Source organism: Shigella dysenteriae (genome assembly GCF_022354085.1).
Taxonomy (GTDB): Bacteria; Pseudomonadota; Gammaproteobacteria; order Enterobacterales; family Enterobacteriaceae; genus Escherichia; species Escherichia coli.
This window is the reverse complement of sequence record NZ_CP055055.1, coordinates 4,645,664-4,662,940: the sequence shown is the minus strand read 5'-3', so window position 1 is coordinate 4,662,940 and position 17,277 is coordinate 4,645,664. Positions and strand designations below refer to the sequence as shown.

The window sequence follows — 17,277 nt, the reverse complement described above, 5'->3', positions numbered from 1 at the left end:
CTTAAGGCTGTACATGACGCTGACGCAGGTCGGTAGCTATGCGTGACATCATAGGATGATTGAGTTTGCAAAAGCGGATCGCCCCTGCCAGCAGCAGGTGGAATAGCGCAGGCAGTAATGTTTCCATCGCCGCGATCCCGCCAAGCGAACTGGCGGTCTGGTTTTCCACGCCAGGCTGGTAGGCGACAAAAATAAACAGCAGGCTGATGATCCCGGCGCTGGAGGCCCAGGCCAGCTTGATGAAAAACAGATTGAAGGCGAAGTTCATGCCGGAAGAACGTACGCGGGTTTTCCACTCGCCGTAGTCATCGGCAAAGGCCATCAATGAGAAGTGCAGTGGCAATGTGAAGCCAAGAATTACGCCATTACCGAGGATCACCGCCAGCCACAGCGTTTGATAAGCCGGGCCGGAGGGCAGGAACCACATCAACACCGCCAGCGCAGCGAGGAGCAGGTTGGTGTAGTAGTAAATTTTGACGGTATCGAAACGCCGCGTTAACGGGCTGACAATCACCGAGCCGATAATGGAAGCGAAGGTGACCATGGTGAAGAACAGCGACGTGTAGCCCGTGCTGCCTTGTAAGACGTAGGTAATGAAGTACATATACCCACCGCCGCGAATATTAAAGACGTTAATCAGCAGGAAAGACATGACCAGCATCAGCAGCAGTTGGTCGTTGTTCCGCAGCCCGGCAAGATGTTCGCGCAGGGTAAATTTCCCCATTGTGGAGAGTGGCACCCGTTCACGAACCCAGAAAAAACAGCACAGGAACATCACCACGGCAATGGCGCACAGCACGCCGACGCCCAATTGATAGCCGCGCGCGGCATTACCCTGACCGAAGAGATCTACCATCCACGGTAAGCCTACTGAAACCAGAAATCCCGCTACACCACAGAGAACGAATCGCCAGGACTGGCAGGAGATCACTTCATTGTGGCGGGTGGTCATGGTGTTGATCAGCGCGCAGTACGGTACGTTGATGGCGGTATAACCGACTGAAAGGAGCAGGTAAGTACCGAACGCCCAGGCGATTTTTACTCCCATGCTGGCATCTGGCACGGTGAACGTCAGGATGCCGATAATGCCGATGGGAATGGCAATCCATAGCTGCCACGGACGAAAGCGCCCCCATCGGCTTTGCGTCCGGTCGGCAATGACGCCCATCACCGGGTCGGAGATAGCATCAAACACGCGCAGTGCAATAAACAGCGTGCCAACCAGCGCCGGAGTTAATCCAAAAACGTCGGTGTAGAAAAAGGTGAGAAAGTTCATGATCAGGCAAGTTATTACGGTGCCGCCTGCGTCACCCAGGCCGTAGCCTATTTTTTCCCGTACAGATAACGCATCGTCAATTTTACCTTTAGCGATATCAGCGGTAGTAATCGGTGTAGAGGTCATAGATATTCCTCGTGAATAGGGAGCAATTTTTAGTTTTATTGAAATGACCTGATTAATTCTGCCGTGAACGGGAATATCAACAAGGCGAGAAAAGAGTAAAAAAAGGTGATGATTCCGACCTGAATTTAAAAGTGTGAAATGGATCAGGTGAAATTAATGTTTTTGATTAATAATCAAAAGGTAATGTGTTTAATCATTAATGAATAAGCGGGAAATTACATATCAATGCTCGAATTATCCATGACGTTACCGATTAAAGTGCAAAATGGTGGATTATTTATTTCCCGTGGCGTAGGGAGGCATCCTGCAAGGCGGCTGGAGTCATGGGAAATTATCTTTGTCGAAAAAGGTCGATTAACGATTCAGGAAGAAGAACGGATATTTCTGGTCGATGCGGGAGAGAGTTTATTACTCTGGCCGAACCGACAACATGTTGGGGTGGAGGATTTTCCCGCCGCTCTCAAATTTTACTGGCTGCATTTTGAGGTTAAAGCGCCGGACAACGACCCTCGCTGGCTTACTCATCTTAGCGTGCCGCAACAAACGAAGGTTGTCGATCCGCAGGCGCTGGTGGCCCTGTTTCGCCAGTTCTTAAGCGAACAGGAAAAGCATCAACGCACTCCGGCGCTGGAGTTTATTGTGCTGCTCATTTTGCAGCAGCTCACCCGTGACGCGCGTCTTGATGAACAGGCCGATGGCGCAGGCACCACCCTTGCCTGGAAAGCGCAGAAACTGATCCGCACGCAATATCATCGCCCGCTTTCTACGGCGCTTCTGGCCCGCGAGCTGTACTGCAATGCCGATTATCTTGGGCGCGTCTACCGGCGGGTGTTTCATCTGACGTTAACAGAAGCAATCCATCGCCAGCGGGTGCGCGAAGCCGAAAAGCTGTTAATTAGCGAAGCGCGATCGCTCACGGAAGTGGCGGCGTTGTGCGGGTTTAATGACGTTGGCTATTTCCGGCAGATTTTTCGCAAACACACCGGTTTAACGCCAGCAGCGTGGAAGCGGCGTTACAGCAAGGAACATATCAATTCGTAGTGCCGTGTCGATTTCGCTTTCGACATCACGTCTGAAACAGGTGGGAGAGAAAAATCTCCTGAAACCTCTGCGTGAAACCGCGCAGGCTATTTCTAATGAACTAGGGTTTACTGTCAGGGACGACCTGGGCGCGATCACATAACGCTTTGGACAAGTGCCAAAACTTTAACATTTCCTTCGTTGGATCAAAGCAGTAGGGGCGCGTTCTCTGGCACTCTGCTGTTTTAGTGCAAAGGGGTGATCATGAACCGGTTTATTATTGCGGATGCGACGAAATGTATCGGTTGCCGTACCTGTGAAGTGGCTTGCGCAGTGTCGCATCAGGAGAATCAGGATTGCGCTGCGTTGTCACCAGACGAGTTTATTTCCCGTATTCGTGTTATTAAAGACCACAGCTGGACCACGGCAGTAGCCTGTCATCAGTGTGAAGATGCACCGTGCGCGAATGTCTGCCCTGTTGACGCGATAAGCCGCGAACATGGGCATATTTTCGTTGAACAATCACGTTGCATTGGCTGTAAAAGCTGTATGCTGGCTTGCCCGTTTGGTGCGATGGAGGTCGTTTCTTCGCGCAAAAAGGCGAGGGCGATTAAGTGCGATCTGTGCTGGCATCGGGCGACGGGACCGGCCTGTGTTGAAGCCTGCCCGACAAAGGCGTTGCAGTGCATGGATGTCGAGAAAGTGCAGCGGCATCGGCTACGGCAGCAGCCTGTTTGAAACGTTTTCCTGCGTTTCTCAACGCCGGAATAGTGCGCTTTGTTTATGCCAGATGCGGCGTAAACGCCTTATCCGGCCTATAAATTCTTCCAAATTCAATATATTGCAGAAATCATGTAGGCCTGATAAGCGTAGCGCATCAGGCAATTTTTAGTGACTTTCAGCCCAGGCTCTTTCTATCTCTTCCGCCAGAATCTTCACCCCCGCCTCAATTTTCTCCGGCTCTGGTACGTAGTTCATGCGCATACATTGATGCGTATGCGGCCACGGTTTATCCAGCCCTGGGAAGAAGTTGTGCCCCGGCACCATCAGCACGCCGCGTGCTTTCAGGCGCTGGTAGAGCTGCTCGGTCGTAATGGGCAAATCCTTAAACCATAGCCAGAGGAAAATGGCTCCTTCCGGTTTATGAATCAGGCAGCGATTTTCCGGTAAATAGCGGCGAATGATGGCGATAGTTTCCTGAACACGCTGGTAGTAAAACGGTTTGATGACTGTTTCAGACAGGCGCAGCAGATCGTTACGCTTAATCATTTCACACATCATCGCCGGACCAATACCGCCAGGTGCCAGGCTGATAATGCCGTTCATATTGGTGATGGCGGTGATGATTTTTTCATTGGCGATGATAATGCCGCAGCGGGAGCCAGGTAGACCCAGCTTGGAAAGACTCATGCACAGCACGATATTCGGATTCCATAGCGGGCGCGCTTCACTGAAGATGATACCCGGGAACGGGACGCCATAAGCGTTATCAATCACCAGCGGAATGCCGTGTTGATTCGCCAGCGCGTCAAGCTTCAGCAACTCTTCGTCAGTAATCACATTGCCTGTTGGATTCGTCGGCCGGGAGACGCAAATCATCCCGGTTTCTTCGCCAATATGCAGATGCTCAAAATCGACGTGGTATTTAAACTGGCCTTCAGGCAGCAGTTCAATATTCGGACGCGCAGAGACAAACAGATCTTCTTCCAGTCCGGCGTCAGCGTAGCCAATGTATTCCGGTGCCAGCGGGAACAGCACTTTTTTGACCCGACCATCGGCACGGCGTCCGGCAAACAGGTTAAATAAGTAGAAAAACGCGCTCTGGCTGCCGTTTGTTAGTGCAATATTCTGTGGTTCGATATCCCAACCCAACTTCTCGCGCAGCATTCCGGCAAGCAGTGTGAGTAGCTCCGTTTTCCCCTGTGGACCGTCGTAGTTACACAGTGCATCAGTCGCTTTGCCACTTTCCAGCATGTCGGTCAGTAGCGTCTGGAAGTAGTCCTGCATTTCCGGGATCTGCGCCGGATTACCGCCGCCGAGCATAATCGCGCCAGGCGTGCGTAAACCGTCGTTCAGATCTTCCATCAGCAGCGTAATGCCGGAGTGGCGGGTAAATTTGTCACCAAAAAGGGAGAATGTCATAGCGGGATATCTGTCGAACTCTGTAGCAAGGAAGGTAACAATAACGCTACATTTGCTGGGGTGCAAATCAGTCTGTTGAAGAGTGAGCGGTGCTTTATCCTGCAACGCTGATTAGGGGTGACATTTTATCCTGGTTGGCGGCTTCCCGAGGTACTGACGAACGGGAAGCCGGAAAAGTCACTGTTGCCCAGCCCAGATGACCAGCACTTTATCGTCGCCATGCTCACGAACAAAGCCGTAGCCCTGCTTCAGCGAAAGTGTCGTTTGTTTGCCCGCGCCAATTGCGGGATGGCGGGCGCGGAACTGGCTGATTTTCTGCCAGTGCGCGACGCTGGTGGCAGATTTACCGCTAACATCCTGCCAGTTCATATCCGAACGCGTACCTTGCAGCGGATCAGAACCGGTGGGACCGAACGGACGCGAGGATTCATCACCATAAAAGATTTGTACCGCGCCTGGCGCTAATAGTAATAACTCTGCTGCTTTGTCGCCCCCTTCACGGAACAGGCGGGTATCATGCGACGAGAGGTAGCTCAACACGTTGAAACCCTGCAATTTCTCCGCCATTTGCTGCCAGGTCGTATCCATCTGCGCCAGACAATCGACTGCTTTCGCCGCCTGCTCCTGATAATCGAAATTGATCATCGCATCGAAGCCGTGGAGATAGTAGTCACTTTGCATCACGCCGTGGCCCCAGGCTTCACCGGTCATCCAGAAAGGTTTGTCATCTAATGCTTTGTCGGGGTTAGCTTTTTTCCATTCGCGAAGCGCGGCGCTGGCTTCGGTTTTCAGTTGCTGCCAGGCGGGCAACTCAACATGTTTAGCGGTATCGACCCGAAAACCATCAATCCCATAGTCGCGGACCCACTGACTTAACCAGTGGGTTAAGTAATCGCGAGGGGTAAAGCCGTCGATGACTTTAGCGTGGGTATCCGTTTTGTTTTTATAGAACACCGGCAGACCAGAAGCGGTCGTTGATTCGGTTTTGATATCCGGCAAAAAGGCCAGCGACATAGTGAGATCGTCAAATCCAGGATTGTCGTAATCGCCGATATCCGTTCTGATCCAGTTTTTTCCCCACCATTTATCCCAGCCTGTTTTGTCGCTGAAATTAATGTAATCGTTAAAGCTATGCCAGGTTTGCCCGGCGGCAGGTTTCCAGTCACTCCAGCGTTCACCCAGCGTTTTTTTCAGCTCGTCACCAGAAAGATATAACGCGCCAAACTGATACTCCTGCATATCCGCCAGCGTGGCATAGCCAGTGTGGTTCATCACGACATCAAAGAGAATACGAATACCGCGCTGATGCGCGCTATCAACCAGCGTCCGTAGATCGGCTTCGCTGCCCATATTGGCATCAAGATTCGTCCAGTCCTGTGTGTAATAACCGTGGTAGGCATAATGCGGGAAATCACCTTTTGTACCGCCGCCGACCCAGCCGTGAATTTGCTCAAATGGGGCGCTTATCCACAAAGCATTGACGCCCAGCTGCTGGAGATAATCCAGTTTGTTGGTCAGGCCGCGTAAATCGCCGCCGTGAAAAGTACCTATTTCCGCCATACCGTCTTTATGACGTCCGTAACTCTGGTCATTACTGGGATCGCCGTTTTCGAAACGATCTGTCAGCACAAAGTAAACCGTGGCGTTATGCCAGTCGAAAGGGGCAGGGACGTCAGTTTCTGCCCGTTCCAGCAGGAGTAAACCGTTGCTGGTGGCAGCGGGTTGTAACGTTATTTGACCGTTCTTCACTATCGCAATTTGCTGGCTGTAATAATCCCGTACGGCGGCTCCTTCCGGAAAAGTGGCGCTGACATCCAGCGTGAGCGGTAATCCATCCCATTTCGGGCATACACGGACCTGGCTTGCTACCGGTTCGGCGGCGTTCTGGATGGAAATCATCAATGTTGGCGTGCCGGAGCGGGTGTCTATTTGCAGCGTATATTCGCCGTCCCTGAACAATCGCCATTGAGGCGGCGTGTTGCTACAAGGTTGCAGGGAAAGCATCTGATTGAGTTTTATCGCATCCGCAGGCTGCCAGCACTGTTGGTCAAAATTTAGCGTTAGTGGACGCGTACCTTTGGGCAACTGCGCGTGGCTGACAAATGTTCCCGTTCCCTGTTCACTAAAGGCAGGGAACCCCGGAGAAGTCCAGCTGGCGGCAACGGCGAAGCCAGGAAGGAGTGTCAGAAAACAGGCGGCGAGTTTCATGGCGGATGAGTCCTTATTGCTGCGATTTCAGACAGTTTGCCAGCGATAAGCCAAACAAAACTCATCCCTGAGCGGTAAGTCCACAGGATGAGAAGCAAGGTTGAGCGATCTCGCGCAAAAAACGGCTGAATTTTGCGATAAACCCCACATTTTCTGCGATTTAGCGCCAATCTGAATCGTTAACACGTGACATAGTTTCAGATTTGGACTATTCCTTGGGGTGCTCTTGACAGCTATTTTTGATATGATTTGAGATTCAACTCTCAAATTTGTGAAAAATATAAGGTGTTGGAATGATTAAATCCGACCAGGAGACCTGATGATTTTGACTCCCATACGACGATATGGGGCGATGATTCTTATGTTACTCACTCTGGTGTTTTCGAGTGAGGTGTTAGCGAAGACGCACACAACAACAGCGAGTCAAAAGTCCCACTTAACTAAAGCTAGTAATAAACAGGTAAGCAGTAAACAAGAGTATTCTCGCAATAGTGCAAAGAGTAGTTCACTTCCTGATTTGCGAAAATACCCTTCCGGAACACCAAGGAAAAAGGCGTTTCTCCGGACCGTAATGCCTTACATTACCAGCCAAAATGCAGCCATTACTGCAGAACGTAACTGGCTGATTTCAAAACAGTATCAGGGCCAATGGTCACCTGCTGAGCGTGCGCGTCTGAAAGACATCGCCAAACGCTACAAGGTGAAGTGGTCTGGTAATACGCGAAAAATCCCGTGGAATACCTTGCTTGAACGCGTAGACATTATCCCTACCAGTATGGTGGCGACGATGGCTGCAGCAGAAAGCGGTTGGGGAACGTCGAAGCTGGCGCGCAACAACAACAATCTTTTCGGCATGAAATGCATGAAAGGACGTTGTACCAATGCGCCGGGTAAAGTGAAAGGGTACTCACAGTTTAGTTCTGTCAAAGAATCGGTGAGCGCCTATGTCACTAACCTGAATACGCATCCGGCTTACTCTTCGTTCCGTAAATCGCGTGCGCAGCTGCGTAAAGCTGATCAGGAAGTGACTGCCACAGCGATGATTCACAAGCTGAAGGGCTACTCGACCAAAGGGAAGAGTTATAACAACTACCTGTTCGCAATGTACCAGGATAACCAACGGTTAATCGCGGCGCATATGTAATTGTATTTCCTCGAGCCTTATCCGACTTGTCGGTCGGATAAGGCTTTTGATCGCATCAGGTGGTTGTGCTGAGTTACCTGATGCGACGCCGACAATTCTCATCATCGCTACAACATGACCTCGCTATTTACATCGCGATACTCTTTTGGCGTCGTGTCATATGCTTTTTTAAAAACAGAGTAGAAATATTGCAGCGATGGATAACCGCACATTTGCGATATCTCATTGATCGACAAGGTGGTTGAAATCAGCAGACTGCGCGCTTTCTCCAGCTTCTCGGCATGAATCATGGCATGGATGGTTTCACCCACCTCTTCTTTAAAACGCTTCTCAAGATTGGAGCGCGAGATCCCGACCGCATCGAGTACCTGATCCACTTTAATCCCTTTACAGGCGTGATTACGAATGTAATGCATGGCCTGAATAACGGCGGGATCGGTCAGCGAACGGTAATCTGTTGAGCGCCGTTCAATGACGCGAACTGGAGGGACCAAAATCCGCTGTAGCGGCATTTCTTCTTTATCTAATAATCGATGCAACAGTTTTGCCGCCTGATAGCCCATTTGCCGCGCGCCCTGAGCGACCGAAGAAAGGGCGACACGCGACAGATAGCGGGTCAGTTCTTCGTTATCGATGCCAATCACGCATAATTTTTCCGGTACGGGAATGTGTAGATGTTCACATACTTGCAGAATATGCCGCGCCCGGGCGTCAGTAACGGCAATAATCCCGGTTTGCGGTGGCAGCGTTTGTAGCCAGTCTGCCAGCCGATTTTGCGCGTGTTGCCAGTTCTCTGGTGCGGTTTCTAACCCCTGATAAACCACTCCGCGATACTTTTCTTCGGCGACAAGCTGACGAAATGCATATTCGCGTTCAGTGGCCCAACGTTTGCCGCTTGATTCCGGAAGACCATAAAAAGCAAAGCGGTTAACGCCTTTCTCTTTTAAATGCAAAAATGCGCTTTCAACCAGCGCATAGTTATCGGTGGCAATGTAATGAACGGGTGGGTAACTTTCTGCAAGGTGATACGAGCCGCCAACCCCAACAATGGGGACGTCGACATCAACCAGCGCTTGCTCGATTTGTTTGTCGTCGAAGTCGGCAATGACGCCATCTCCTAACCAGTCCTTGATTTTATCAATGCGGGCGCGGAAATCTTCTTCAATGAAAATATCCCATTCCGATTGTGACGCCTGTAAATATTCCCCTACGCCTTCTACTACCTGCCGGTCATAGGCTTTATTGGCATTGAACAGTAATGTGATGCGGTGACGTTTAGTAAACATGGTTCTTTTCCTGCTGAATCATGCAAAAACTCAAAACCGGTAATACATTACCGGCTTTGAGAAAATTTTTATCAAAATCAAGAACGGCGTTTGGTTGCGGAGTCCATCCATACTGCCAGCAACAGAATCGCACCTTTAACGATATACTGCCAGAAGGTCGGTACATCCATCATACTCATACCGTTATCCAGTGAAGCCATGATGAATGCCCCCATTACCGCTCCAGCCACGCTCCCGACGCCGCCTGCCAGACTGGTGCCGCCAATCACGCATGCTGCAATTGCGTCCAGCTCGGCGATATTCCCCGCAGAAGGTGAACCAGCGCCAAGTCGAGAACTGAGGATTAATCCGGCGATGGCTACCATTAATCCGTTAATAGCGAACACGGCAAGTTTGGTGCGTTCAACGTTAATCCCGGAGAGACGTGCTGCTTCCAGATTGCCGCCGATGGCATAAATGCGTCGTCCAAATGCTGTCCGCGTTGCCATAAACATTCCGCCGAGTAACAGCAACGTCAGCAGCAGAACAGGAGTGGGAACGCCACGGTAATCATTCAACAGCCAGATTGCGCCTAATACGATGATAGCGGTTAAAGCCTGGCGACCGACTACTGCGGTAGAGGCCGGAGACTGCAAACCCAAAGCCTGACGGCGCATTCTTCCGCGCCATTGCCAGCCAACAAAAGCCATTAAGCCAAGCGCGCCAATGATGAAGCCGGTGCTGGCGGGGAGATAGCTTTGCCCAATTTGTGACATCGCGGTGCTGGTGGGGGATACAGTCGTGCCGTTGGTGATGCCAATGAGTATGCCGCGAAATGCCAACATGCCCGCGAGAGTGACAATAAATGAAGGGACTTTGCGGTACGCGACCCACCATCCGTTCCAGGCACCGAGAAGCAGTCCCAGAACCAACGTCACAATGATGGTAAGTGGCAAAGGCCAGCCTAGCCAGACGTCACAAATCGCCGCGACGCCACCTAATAGCCCCATCATTGAGCCGACGGAAAGGTCGATTTCAGCAGAAATTATGACGAACACCATTCCTACCGCGAGGATGCCGGTAATCGCGGTCTGGCGTAACAGGTTGGAGACGTTACGGGCGCTTAAGTAGGCACCATCGGTGGTCCAGGTAAAGAACAGCATGATTGCGATGATAGCTGCAATCATCACGAAGACCTGCAAATTCAGTGATTTCAGCCCGGAGAAGCCACCGGATGTCGGTACGGCCAATTTCACTTCAGACGGATTGCTTTTCGACATGATGTTCGCTCCTCAATGCGGCTTCCATCACCTGCTCCTGAGTCAGGTTATGATTTATCAGGTTGGCTTTTAGTTTCCCTTCATGCATCACTAGTACACGATCGCTAAGGCCGAGCACTTCAGGTAATTCAGAAGAGATGACAATAACGGCAATACCCTGCTGGACGAGTTGGTTAATTAATTTGTAGATCTCGTATTTCGCGCCAATATCGATACCCCTGGTGGGTTCATCAAGAATGAGAATGCGCGGGTTAAGTAACAGACAGCGAGCGAGGATCGCTTTTTGCTGATTGCCGCCGCTCAAACGTCCAATAGCAAGGTCGGGGGACGACGTTTTAACTTTGAGTTGCTGGATTGATTCCAGAATACATTTTTGCTCTGCCGCGTCATCAAGCTGGCTAATGCCACCGGTAAATTTATTGAGTGCGGCGAGGGTAATATTTTTACCAACCGCCATTACCGGAACGATGCCGTCGCGCTTTCTGTCTTCGGGGACCATCGCAATCCCCTGGGCGATGGCTTGCTGACAGTTACGAATATCTACCTGTTTGCCATCAATATAAATTTTTCCTTCCCATTGTCCGGGCCACACACCAAACAGGCACTGAATGGTCTCGGTACGTCCGGCACCAACGAGTCCGGCAATACCCAGTATTTCGCCACGTTTCAGGGAAAACGAGACATCATTAACTCGTTTAATATGACGATTAACCGGATGCCATGCCGTCAGATGTTCAATACGTAATATTTCATCTCCGGTGGTATGTGGTTCATTAGGGTAAAGCGCGGTTAACTCTCGCCCGACCATCATGGTGATAATATCGTCTTCACTCATTCCGGCAGCATCACGCGTACCAATGTGCTGTCCGTCGCGAATAACGCAAATCGTATCGGAAATCGCTTTGACTTCGTTGAGTTTGTGCGAAATATAAATACAGGCGATACCGTGCTGTTGTAGATCGCGAATAATATCCAGTAAAACCGACGTTTCCTGCTCAGTTAATGAGGCTGTCGGTTCATCGAGAATTAACAAGCGCACCTGTTTATTAAGTGCCTTGGCAATTTCAACCAGTTGTTGTTGCCCAAGCCCTAAATCGCCAACGCGGGTATCAGGTGAAATGGATAAACTGACCTGTGCGAGCAGCTTCTGACAGCGTAGCGTCATCAGGTCATAATCCATAATGCCATTGTGGGTTATTTCGTTACCCAGGAAGATATTTTCCAGCACGGTCAATTCTTTCACCAGGGCCAATTCCTGGTGAATGATGGCGATACCTTTGCGTTCGGTATCGCGGATGTGACTCGCCTGAATCTCTTCTCCCGCAAAAATAATTTCGCCTTCGTAGGAGCCATGGGGATAAATACCACACAGCACTTTCATCAGCGTTGATTTACCAGACCCATTTTCCCCACAGAGTGAGACGATTTCGCCAGCATTCAACCGCAAGCTGACGTTATCAATCGCCTTCACACTGCCGAAGGTTTTGGTAATGTTCTTCATTTCAAGTAGATAAGGCATAACGACTCCACCTAAGCCAATTCATTCACGCGGCATGGAGAGAAATCACGCCCCCGCTCCGCGCTGGGGCGTAACGCTTACAGCTCGCTCTCTTTGTGGAATCCGTCTTTAATTACCGTATCTTTGATGTTGTTTTTATTCACATCGATCGGTGTCAGGAGGCGGGAGGGCACATCTTTCAGGCCATTATTCAGTGTGGTATCTGCTTTTGGTTCCTGACCATTGCCCAACTCAACGGCAATTTCTGCGGCAGTATTTGCCAGCAACGTAATAGGTTTATACACCGTCATAGTTTGCGTACCGGCAGCAATACGTTTAATACCTGCGAGATCCGCATCCTGGCCGGAAATTGCTACTTTCCCTGATAAACCTTGCGCGCTTAATGCCTGAATTGCCCCACCTGCGGTGGCATCGTTTGAGGCAACTACAGCATCAATTTTGTTATTATTGGCGGTTAGCGCGTTTTCCATAATTTTCAATGCGTTTTCCGGTAACCAGCCATCAACCCATTGGTCACCAACGACTTTAATTTTTCCGGAATCAACGTAAGGTTGTAACACTTTCATTTGTCCGGTGCGGAACAGCTTAGCGTTGTTATCTACCGGCGAGCCGCCCATCAGGAAGTAATTACCTTGCGGAACAATATCGACCAGGGCTTTTGCCTGCAGTTCACCGACTTTTTCGTTATCGAAAGAAATATAAAAATCGATATCCGCATCGTTAATCATACGGTCGTAAGCTAATACTTTAATGCCTTCTTGTTTGGCTTCTTTTACAACGTTACTTAATACCTGACCGTTATACGGAATAATGACAAGAACATCGACACCCCGGTTTATCATGTTTTCAATCTGCGACATTTGTGTTTCTTCATTGCCATTTGCAGACTGTACAAATACTTTCGCGCCGAGAGATTCTGCCTTTTTCACAAAAATATCTCGATCTTTTTGCCAGCGTTCAAGACGGAGATCATCAATCGCCATACCTATTTTGACTTCTTTGGCGTGTGCCGCAACGTTGGTAAGCAGAAGTGAGGTGCAAAGGGTGAGTAGAATGTTCTTTATTTTCATGGTGTAGGGCCTTCTGTAGTTAGAGGACAGCTTTAATAAGTAACAATCACCGCGATAAACGTAACCAATTTTTAGCAACTAAACAGGGGAAAACAATTACAGATTTTTATCTTTCGATTACGATTTTTGGTTTATTTCTTGATTTATGACCGAGATCTTACTTTTGTTGCGCAATTGTACTTATTGCATTTTTCTCTTCGAGGAATTACCCAGTTTCATCATTCCATTTTATTTTGCGAGCGAGCGCACACTTGTGAATTATCTCAATAGCAGTGTGAAATAACATAATTGAGCAACTGAAAGGGAGTGCCCAATATTACGACATCATCCATCACCCGCGGCATTACCTGATTATGGAGTTCAATATGCAAGCCTATTTTGACCAGCTCGATCGCGTTCGTTATGAAGGCTCAAAATCCTCAAACCCGTTAGCATTCCGTCACTACAATCCCGACGAACTGGTGTTGGGCAAGCGTATGGAAGAGCACTTGCGATTTGCCGCCTGCTACTGGCACACCTTCTGCTGGAACGGGGCGGACATGTTTGGTGTGGGGGCGTTTAATCGTCCGTGGCAGCAGCCTGGTGAGGCACTGGCGTTGGCGAAGCGTAAAGCAGATGTCGCATTTGAGTTTTTCCACAAGTTACATGTGCCATTTTATTGCTTCCACGATGTGGATGTTTCTCCTGAGGGCGCGTCGTTAAAAGAGTACATCAATAATTTTGCGCAAATGGTTGATGTTCTGGCAGGCAAGCAAGAAGAGAGCGGCGTGAAGCTGCTGTGGGGAACCGCTAACTGCTTTACAAACCCTCGCTATGGCGCGGGTGCGGCGACGAACCCAGATCCAGAAGTCTTCAGCTGGGCGGCAACGCAAGTTGTTACAGCGATGGAAGCAACCCATAAATTGGGTGGTGAAAACTATGTCCTGTGGGGCGGTCGTGAAGGTTACGAAACGCTGTTAAATACCGATTTGCGTCAGGAGCGTGAACAACTGGGCCGCTTTATGCAAATGGTGGTTGAGCATAAACATAAAATCGGCTTCCAGGGCACGTTGCTTATCGAACCGAAACCGCAAGAACCGACTAAACATCAATATGATTACGATGCTGCGACAGTCTATGGCTTCCTGAAACAGTTTGGTCTGGAAAAAGAGATTAAACTGAACATTGAAGCTAACCACGCGACGCTGGCAGGTCACTCTTTCCATCATGAAATTGCCACCGCCATTGCGCTTGGCCTGTTTGGTTCTGTCGACGCCAACCGTGGCGATGCTCAACTGGGCTGGGACACCGATCAGTTCCCGAACAGTGTGGAAGAGAATGCGCTGGTAATGTATGAAATTCTCAAAGCAGGCGGTTTCACCACCGGCGGTCTGAACTTCGATGCCAAAGTACGTCGTCAAAGTACTGATAAATATGATCTGTTTTACGGTCATATCGGCGCGATGGATACGATGGCACTGGCGCTGAAAATTGCAGCGCGCATGATTGAAGATGGCGAGCTGGATAAACGCATCGCGCAGCGTTATTCCGGCTGGAATAGCGAATTAGGCCAGCAAATCCTGAAAGGCCAAATGTCACTGGCAGATTTAGCCAAATATGCTCAGGAACATAATTTGTCTCCGGTGCATCAGAGTGGTCGCCAGGAGCAACTGGAAAATCTGGTAAATCATTATCTGTTCGACAAATAACGGCTAACTGTGCAGTCCGTTGGCCCGGTTATCGGTAGCGATACCGGGCATTTTTTTAAGGAACGATCGATATGTATATCGGGATAGATCTTGGCACCTCGGGCGTAAAAGTTATTTTGCTTAACGAGCAGGGTGAGGTGGTTGCTTCGCAAACGGAAAAGCTGACCGTTTCGCGCCCGCATCCACTCTGGTCGGAACAAGACCCGGAACAGTGGTGGCAGGCAACTGATCGCGCAATGAAAGCTCTGGGCGATCAGCATTCTCTGCAGGACGTTAAAGCATTGGGTATTGCCGGCCAGATGCACGGAGCAACCTTACTGGATGCTCAACAACGGGTATTGCGCCCTGCCATTTTGTGGAACGACGGGCGCTGTGCGCAAGAGTGCACTTTGCTGGAAGCGAGAGTTCCGCAATCACGAGTGATTACCGGCAACCTGATGATGCCCGGATTTACTGCGCCTAAATTGCTATGGGTTCAGCGGCATGAGCCGGAGATATTCCGTCAAATCGACAAAGTATTATTACCGAAAGATTACTTGCGTCTGCGTATGACGGGGGAGTTTGCCAGCGATATGTCTGACGCAGCTGGCACCATGTGGCTGGATGTCGCAAAGCGTGACTGGAGTGACGTCATGCTGCAGGCTTGCGACTTATCTCGTGACCAGATGCCCGCATTATACGAAGGCAGCGAAATTACTGGTGCTTTGTTACCTGAAGTTGCGAAAGCGTGGGGTATGGCGACGGTGCCAGTTGTCGCAGGCGGTGGCGACAATGCAGCTGGTGCAGTTGGTGTGGGAATGGTTGATGCTAATCAGGCAATGTTATCGCTGGGGACGTCGGGGGTCTATTTTGCTGTCAGCGAAGGGTTCTTAAGCAAGCCAGAAAGCGCCGTACACAGCTTTTGCCATGCGCTACCGCAGCGTTGGCATTTAATGTCTGTAATGCTGAGTGCAGCGTCGTGTCTGGATTGGGCCGCGAAATTAACCGGCCTGAGCAATGTCCCAGCTTTAATCGCTGCAGCTCAACAGGCTGATGAAAGTGCCGAGCCAGTTTGGTTTCTGCCTTATCTTTCCGGCGAGCGTACACCACACAATAATCCCCAGGCGAAAGGGGTTTTCTTTGGTTTGACTCATCAACATGGCCCCAATGAACTGGCGCGAGCAGTGCTGGAAGGCGTGGGTTATGCGCTGGCAGATGGCATGGATGTCGTGCATGCCTGCGGCATTAAACCGCAAAGTGTTACGTTGATTGGTGGCGGGGCGCGTAGTGAGTACTGGCGTCAGATGCTGGCGGATATCAGCGGTCAGCAGCTCGATTACCGTACGGGGGGGGATGTGGGGCCAGCACTGGGCGCAGCAAGGCTGGCGCAGATTGCGGCGAATCCAGAGAAATCGCTCATTGAGTTGTTGCCGCAGCTACCGTTAGAACAGTCGCATCTACCAGATGCGCAGCGTTATGCCGCTTATCAGCCACGACGTGAAACATTCCGTCGCCTCTATCAGCAACTTCTGCCATTAATGGCGTAAACGTTATCCCCTGCCTGACCGGGTGGGGGATAATTCACATCTATATATCTCAGCAATTAATTAATATTTAGTATGAATTTATTCTGAAAATCATTTGTTAATGGCATTTTTCAGTTTTGTCTTTCGTTGGTTACTCGTAATGTATCGCTGGTAGATATGGAGATCGTTATGAAAACCTCAAAAACTGTGGCAAAACTATTATTTGTTGTCGGGGCGCTGGTTTATCTGGTTGGGCTATGGATCTCATGCCCATTGTTGAGTGGAAAAGGCTATTTTCTTGGCGTGTTAATGACAGCAACTTTTGGCAACTATGCATATCTTCGCGCAGAAAAACTCGGGCAACTGGATAATTTTTTTACCCATATTTGCCAGTTAGTTGCGTTAATCACTATCGGTCTCTTGTTTATCGGTGTTTTAAATGCACCTATCAATGCTTATGAAATGGTGATCTACCCCATCGCCTTTTTTGTCTGCTTGTTTGGTCAAATGCGTTTGTTTCGCTCGGTATGAGCAACATAAAGCTCTTACACATTCAGGAATGAAAGGAATACTGTGATGGACAACAAAATATCAACCTATTCACCGGCCTTTAGTATTGTGTCATGGATAGCTCTCGTTGGTGGTATCGTTACCTATCTGTTAGGGCTATGGAATGCAGAGATGCAGTTAAATGAAAAAGGATATTATTTTGCCGTACTGGTATTAGGACTGTTTTCTGCGGCGTCTTATCAAAAGACCGTTCGGGACAAGTATGAAGGCATACCGACCACTTCCATTTATTATATGACCTGCCTGACTGTCTTTATTATCTCTGTTGCATTACTGATGGTAGGTCTGTGGAATGCGACATTATTACTCAGCGAAAAAGGTTTTTATGGACTGGCTTTCTTCTTAAGCTTGTTTGGTGCAGTAGCGGTGCAGAAAAATATTCGTGATGCCGGAATAAACCCACCAAAAGAAACACAGGTTACCCAGGAAGAATACAGCGAATAACTCACGTAAGCCCGGTCAGT

14 protein-coding genes and 1 pseudogene are annotated in these 17,277 nt (G+C 49.7%); 8 read left to right on the top strand and 7 right to left on the bottom strand.

All coding sequences use genetic code 11. The features are described from left to right. Position 1: 1 nt before the first annotated feature. Entirely contained in the window at positions 2-1,402 is a 1,401-nt protein-coding gene (locus tag HUZ68_RS22280; RefSeq protein WP_033815104.1) for an MFS transporter, read from the bottom strand. 225 nt (positions 1,403-1,627) lie between these two features. On the opposite strand from HUZ68_RS22280, the gene HUZ68_RS22275 reads away from it, so the two are divergent. The 3 genes and pseudogenes from HUZ68_RS22275 to HUZ68_RS22265 all read left to right on the top strand — a co-directional run bounded on the left by HUZ68_RS22275 (position 1,628) and on the right by HUZ68_RS22265 (position 3,160). Beyond that, on the top strand, positions 1,628-2,443 hold the full coding sequence (locus HUZ68_RS22275; protein ID WP_033815103.1) for an AraC family transcriptional regulator: 816 nt from the start codon (positions 1,628-1,630) through the stop codon (positions 2,441-2,443). Position 2,444: 1 nt separating this feature from the next. Continuing rightward, positions 2,445-2,585 (top strand): annotated as a pseudogene (locus tag HUZ68_RS22270) (IclR family transcriptional regulator C-terminal domain-containing protein); the annotation flags it as partial. 101 nt (positions 2,586-2,686) lie between these two features. Next, a complete protein-coding gene (locus HUZ68_RS22265; RefSeq protein ID WP_001296520.1) occupies positions 2,687-3,160 on the top strand; it encodes a 4Fe-4S binding protein in 474 nt (157 codons plus the stop codon). A 150-nt stretch (positions 3,161-3,310) separates the two neighbouring features. On the opposite strand, the gene avtA is transcribed toward HUZ68_RS22265, so the two are convergent. Further along, positions 3,311-4,564, bottom strand: a complete 1,254-nt coding sequence (avtA, locus tag HUZ68_RS22260) for a valine--pyruvate transaminase (RefSeq protein WP_000144361.1) — start codon at positions 4,562-4,564, stop codon at positions 3,311-3,313. Between the two features lie 177 nt (positions 4,565-4,741). Then, positions 4,742-6,772 carry an alpha-amylase gene (gene malS, locus HUZ68_RS22255; RefSeq protein WP_069906567.1) on the bottom strand — a complete coding sequence of 677 codons (2,031 nt, stop codon included), beginning with the start codon at positions 6,770-6,772 and terminating at the stop codon, positions 4,742-4,744. Positions 6,773-7,091: 319 nt separating this feature from the next. On the opposite strand from malS, the gene HUZ68_RS22250 reads away from it, so the two are divergent. Continuing rightward, positions 7,092-7,916 (top strand): protein bax, encoded by an 825-nt coding sequence (locus HUZ68_RS22250; protein ID WP_001297957.1) that lies wholly within the window; start codon positions 7,092-7,094, stop codon positions 7,914-7,916. Between the two features lie 107 nt (positions 7,917-8,023). Here the strand turns inward: HUZ68_RS22250 and xylR are convergent, their stop codons facing one another. The 4 genes from xylR to xylF form a co-directional block, all read right to left on the bottom strand. Further along, complete coding sequence (gene xylR, locus HUZ68_RS22245; RefSeq protein ID WP_069906568.1) at positions 8,024-9,202, bottom strand: D-xylose utilization transcriptional activator XylR; 1,179 nt, start codon at positions 9,200-9,202, stop codon at positions 8,024-8,026. A 77-nt stretch (positions 9,203-9,279) separates the two neighbouring features. Continuing rightward, on the bottom strand, positions 9,280-10,461 hold the full coding sequence (gene xylH, locus HUZ68_RS22240) for a xylose ABC transporter permease XylH (RefSeq protein ID WP_000045991.1): 1,182 nt from the start codon (positions 10,459-10,461) through the stop codon (positions 9,280-9,282). After that, complete coding sequence (xylG, locus tag HUZ68_RS22235) at positions 10,439-11,980, bottom strand: D-xylose ABC transporter ATP-binding protein (RefSeq protein WP_001146509.1); 1,542 nt, start codon at positions 11,978-11,980, stop codon at positions 10,439-10,441. Before xylG ends, xylH begins: the two co-directional genes overlap by 23 nt. A gap of 77 nt (positions 11,981-12,057) precedes the next feature. Continuing rightward, entirely contained in the window at positions 12,058-13,050 is a 993-nt protein-coding gene (gene xylF, locus HUZ68_RS22230; protein WP_239593976.1) for a D-xylose ABC transporter substrate-binding protein, read from the bottom strand. Positions 13,051-13,415: 365 nt separating this feature from the next. Between xylF and xylA the strand changes: the two genes are divergently transcribed. From xylA to yiaA, 4 genes are all read left to right on the top strand, one after another. Then, entirely contained in the window at positions 13,416-14,738 is a 1,323-nt protein-coding gene (gene xylA, locus HUZ68_RS22225; protein ID WP_001149592.1) for a xylose isomerase, read from the top strand. Positions 14,739-14,809: 71 nt separating this feature from the next. Beyond that, the gene (gene xylB, locus HUZ68_RS22220) at positions 14,810-16,264 is read left to right on the top strand and encodes a xylulokinase (protein WP_000275381.1); all 1,455 of its coding nucleotides are present in this window, start codon (positions 14,810-14,812) and stop codon (positions 16,262-16,264) included. A 168-nt stretch (positions 16,265-16,432) separates the two neighbouring features. Then, on the top strand, positions 16,433-16,774 hold the full coding sequence (gene yiaB, locus HUZ68_RS22215) for an inner membrane protein YiaB (protein ID WP_000858193.1): 342 nt from the start codon (positions 16,433-16,435) through the stop codon (positions 16,772-16,774). Positions 16,775-16,819: 45 nt separating this feature from the next. Beyond that, positions 16,820-17,257 (top strand): inner membrane protein YiaA, encoded by a 438-nt coding sequence (gene yiaA / locus HUZ68_RS22210; RefSeq protein WP_001296808.1) that lies wholly within the window; start codon positions 16,820-16,822, stop codon positions 17,255-17,257. Positions 17,258-17,277: the final 20 nt, after the last annotated feature.

Bases quoted from the DNA above. Each gene is read 5' to 3' on its own strand.
- HUZ68_RS22280 (WP_033815104.1), bottom strand. From the start codon at position 1,402: ATGACCTCTACACCGATTACTACCGCTGATATCGCTAAAGGTAAAATT.
- HUZ68_RS22275 (WP_033815103.1), top strand. From the start codon at position 1,628: ATGCTCGAATTATCCATGACGTTACCGATTAAAGTGCAAAATGGTGGA.
- HUZ68_RS22265 (WP_001296520.1), top strand. From the start codon at position 2,687: ATGAACCGGTTTATTATTGCGGATGCGACGAAATGTATCGGTTGCCGT.
- avtA (WP_000144361.1), bottom strand. From the start codon at position 4,564: ATGACATTCTCCCTTTTTGGTGACAAATTTACCCGCCACTCCGGCATT.
- malS (WP_069906567.1), bottom strand. From the start codon at position 6,772: ATGAAACTCGCCGCCTGTTTTCTGACACTCCTTCCTGGCTTCGCCGTT.
- HUZ68_RS22250 (WP_001297957.1), top strand. From the start codon at position 7,092: ATGATTTTGACTCCCATACGACGATATGGGGCGATGATTCTTATGTTA.
- xylR (WP_069906568.1), bottom strand. From the start codon at position 9,202: ATGTTTACTAAACGTCACCGCATCACATTACTGTTCAATGCCAATAAA.
- xylH (WP_000045991.1), bottom strand. From the start codon at position 10,461: ATGTCGAAAAGCAATCCGTCTGAAGTGAAATTGGCCGTACCGACATCC.
- xylG (WP_001146509.1), bottom strand. From the start codon at position 11,980: ATGCCTTATCTACTTGAAATGAAGAACATTACCAAAACCTTCGGCAGT.
- xylF (WP_239593976.1), bottom strand. From the start codon at position 13,050: ATGAAAATAAAGAACATTCTACTCACCCTTTGCACCTCACTTCTGCTT.
- xylA (WP_001149592.1), top strand. From the start codon at position 13,416: ATGCAAGCCTATTTTGACCAGCTCGATCGCGTTCGTTATGAAGGCTCA.
- xylB (WP_000275381.1), top strand. From the start codon at position 14,810: ATGTATATCGGGATAGATCTTGGCACCTCGGGCGTAAAAGTTATTTTG.
- yiaB (WP_000858193.1), top strand. From the start codon at position 16,433: ATGAAAACCTCAAAAACTGTGGCAAAACTATTATTTGTTGTCGGGGCG.
- yiaA (WP_001296808.1), top strand. From the start codon at position 16,820: ATGGACAACAAAATATCAACCTATTCACCGGCCTTTAGTATTGTGTCA.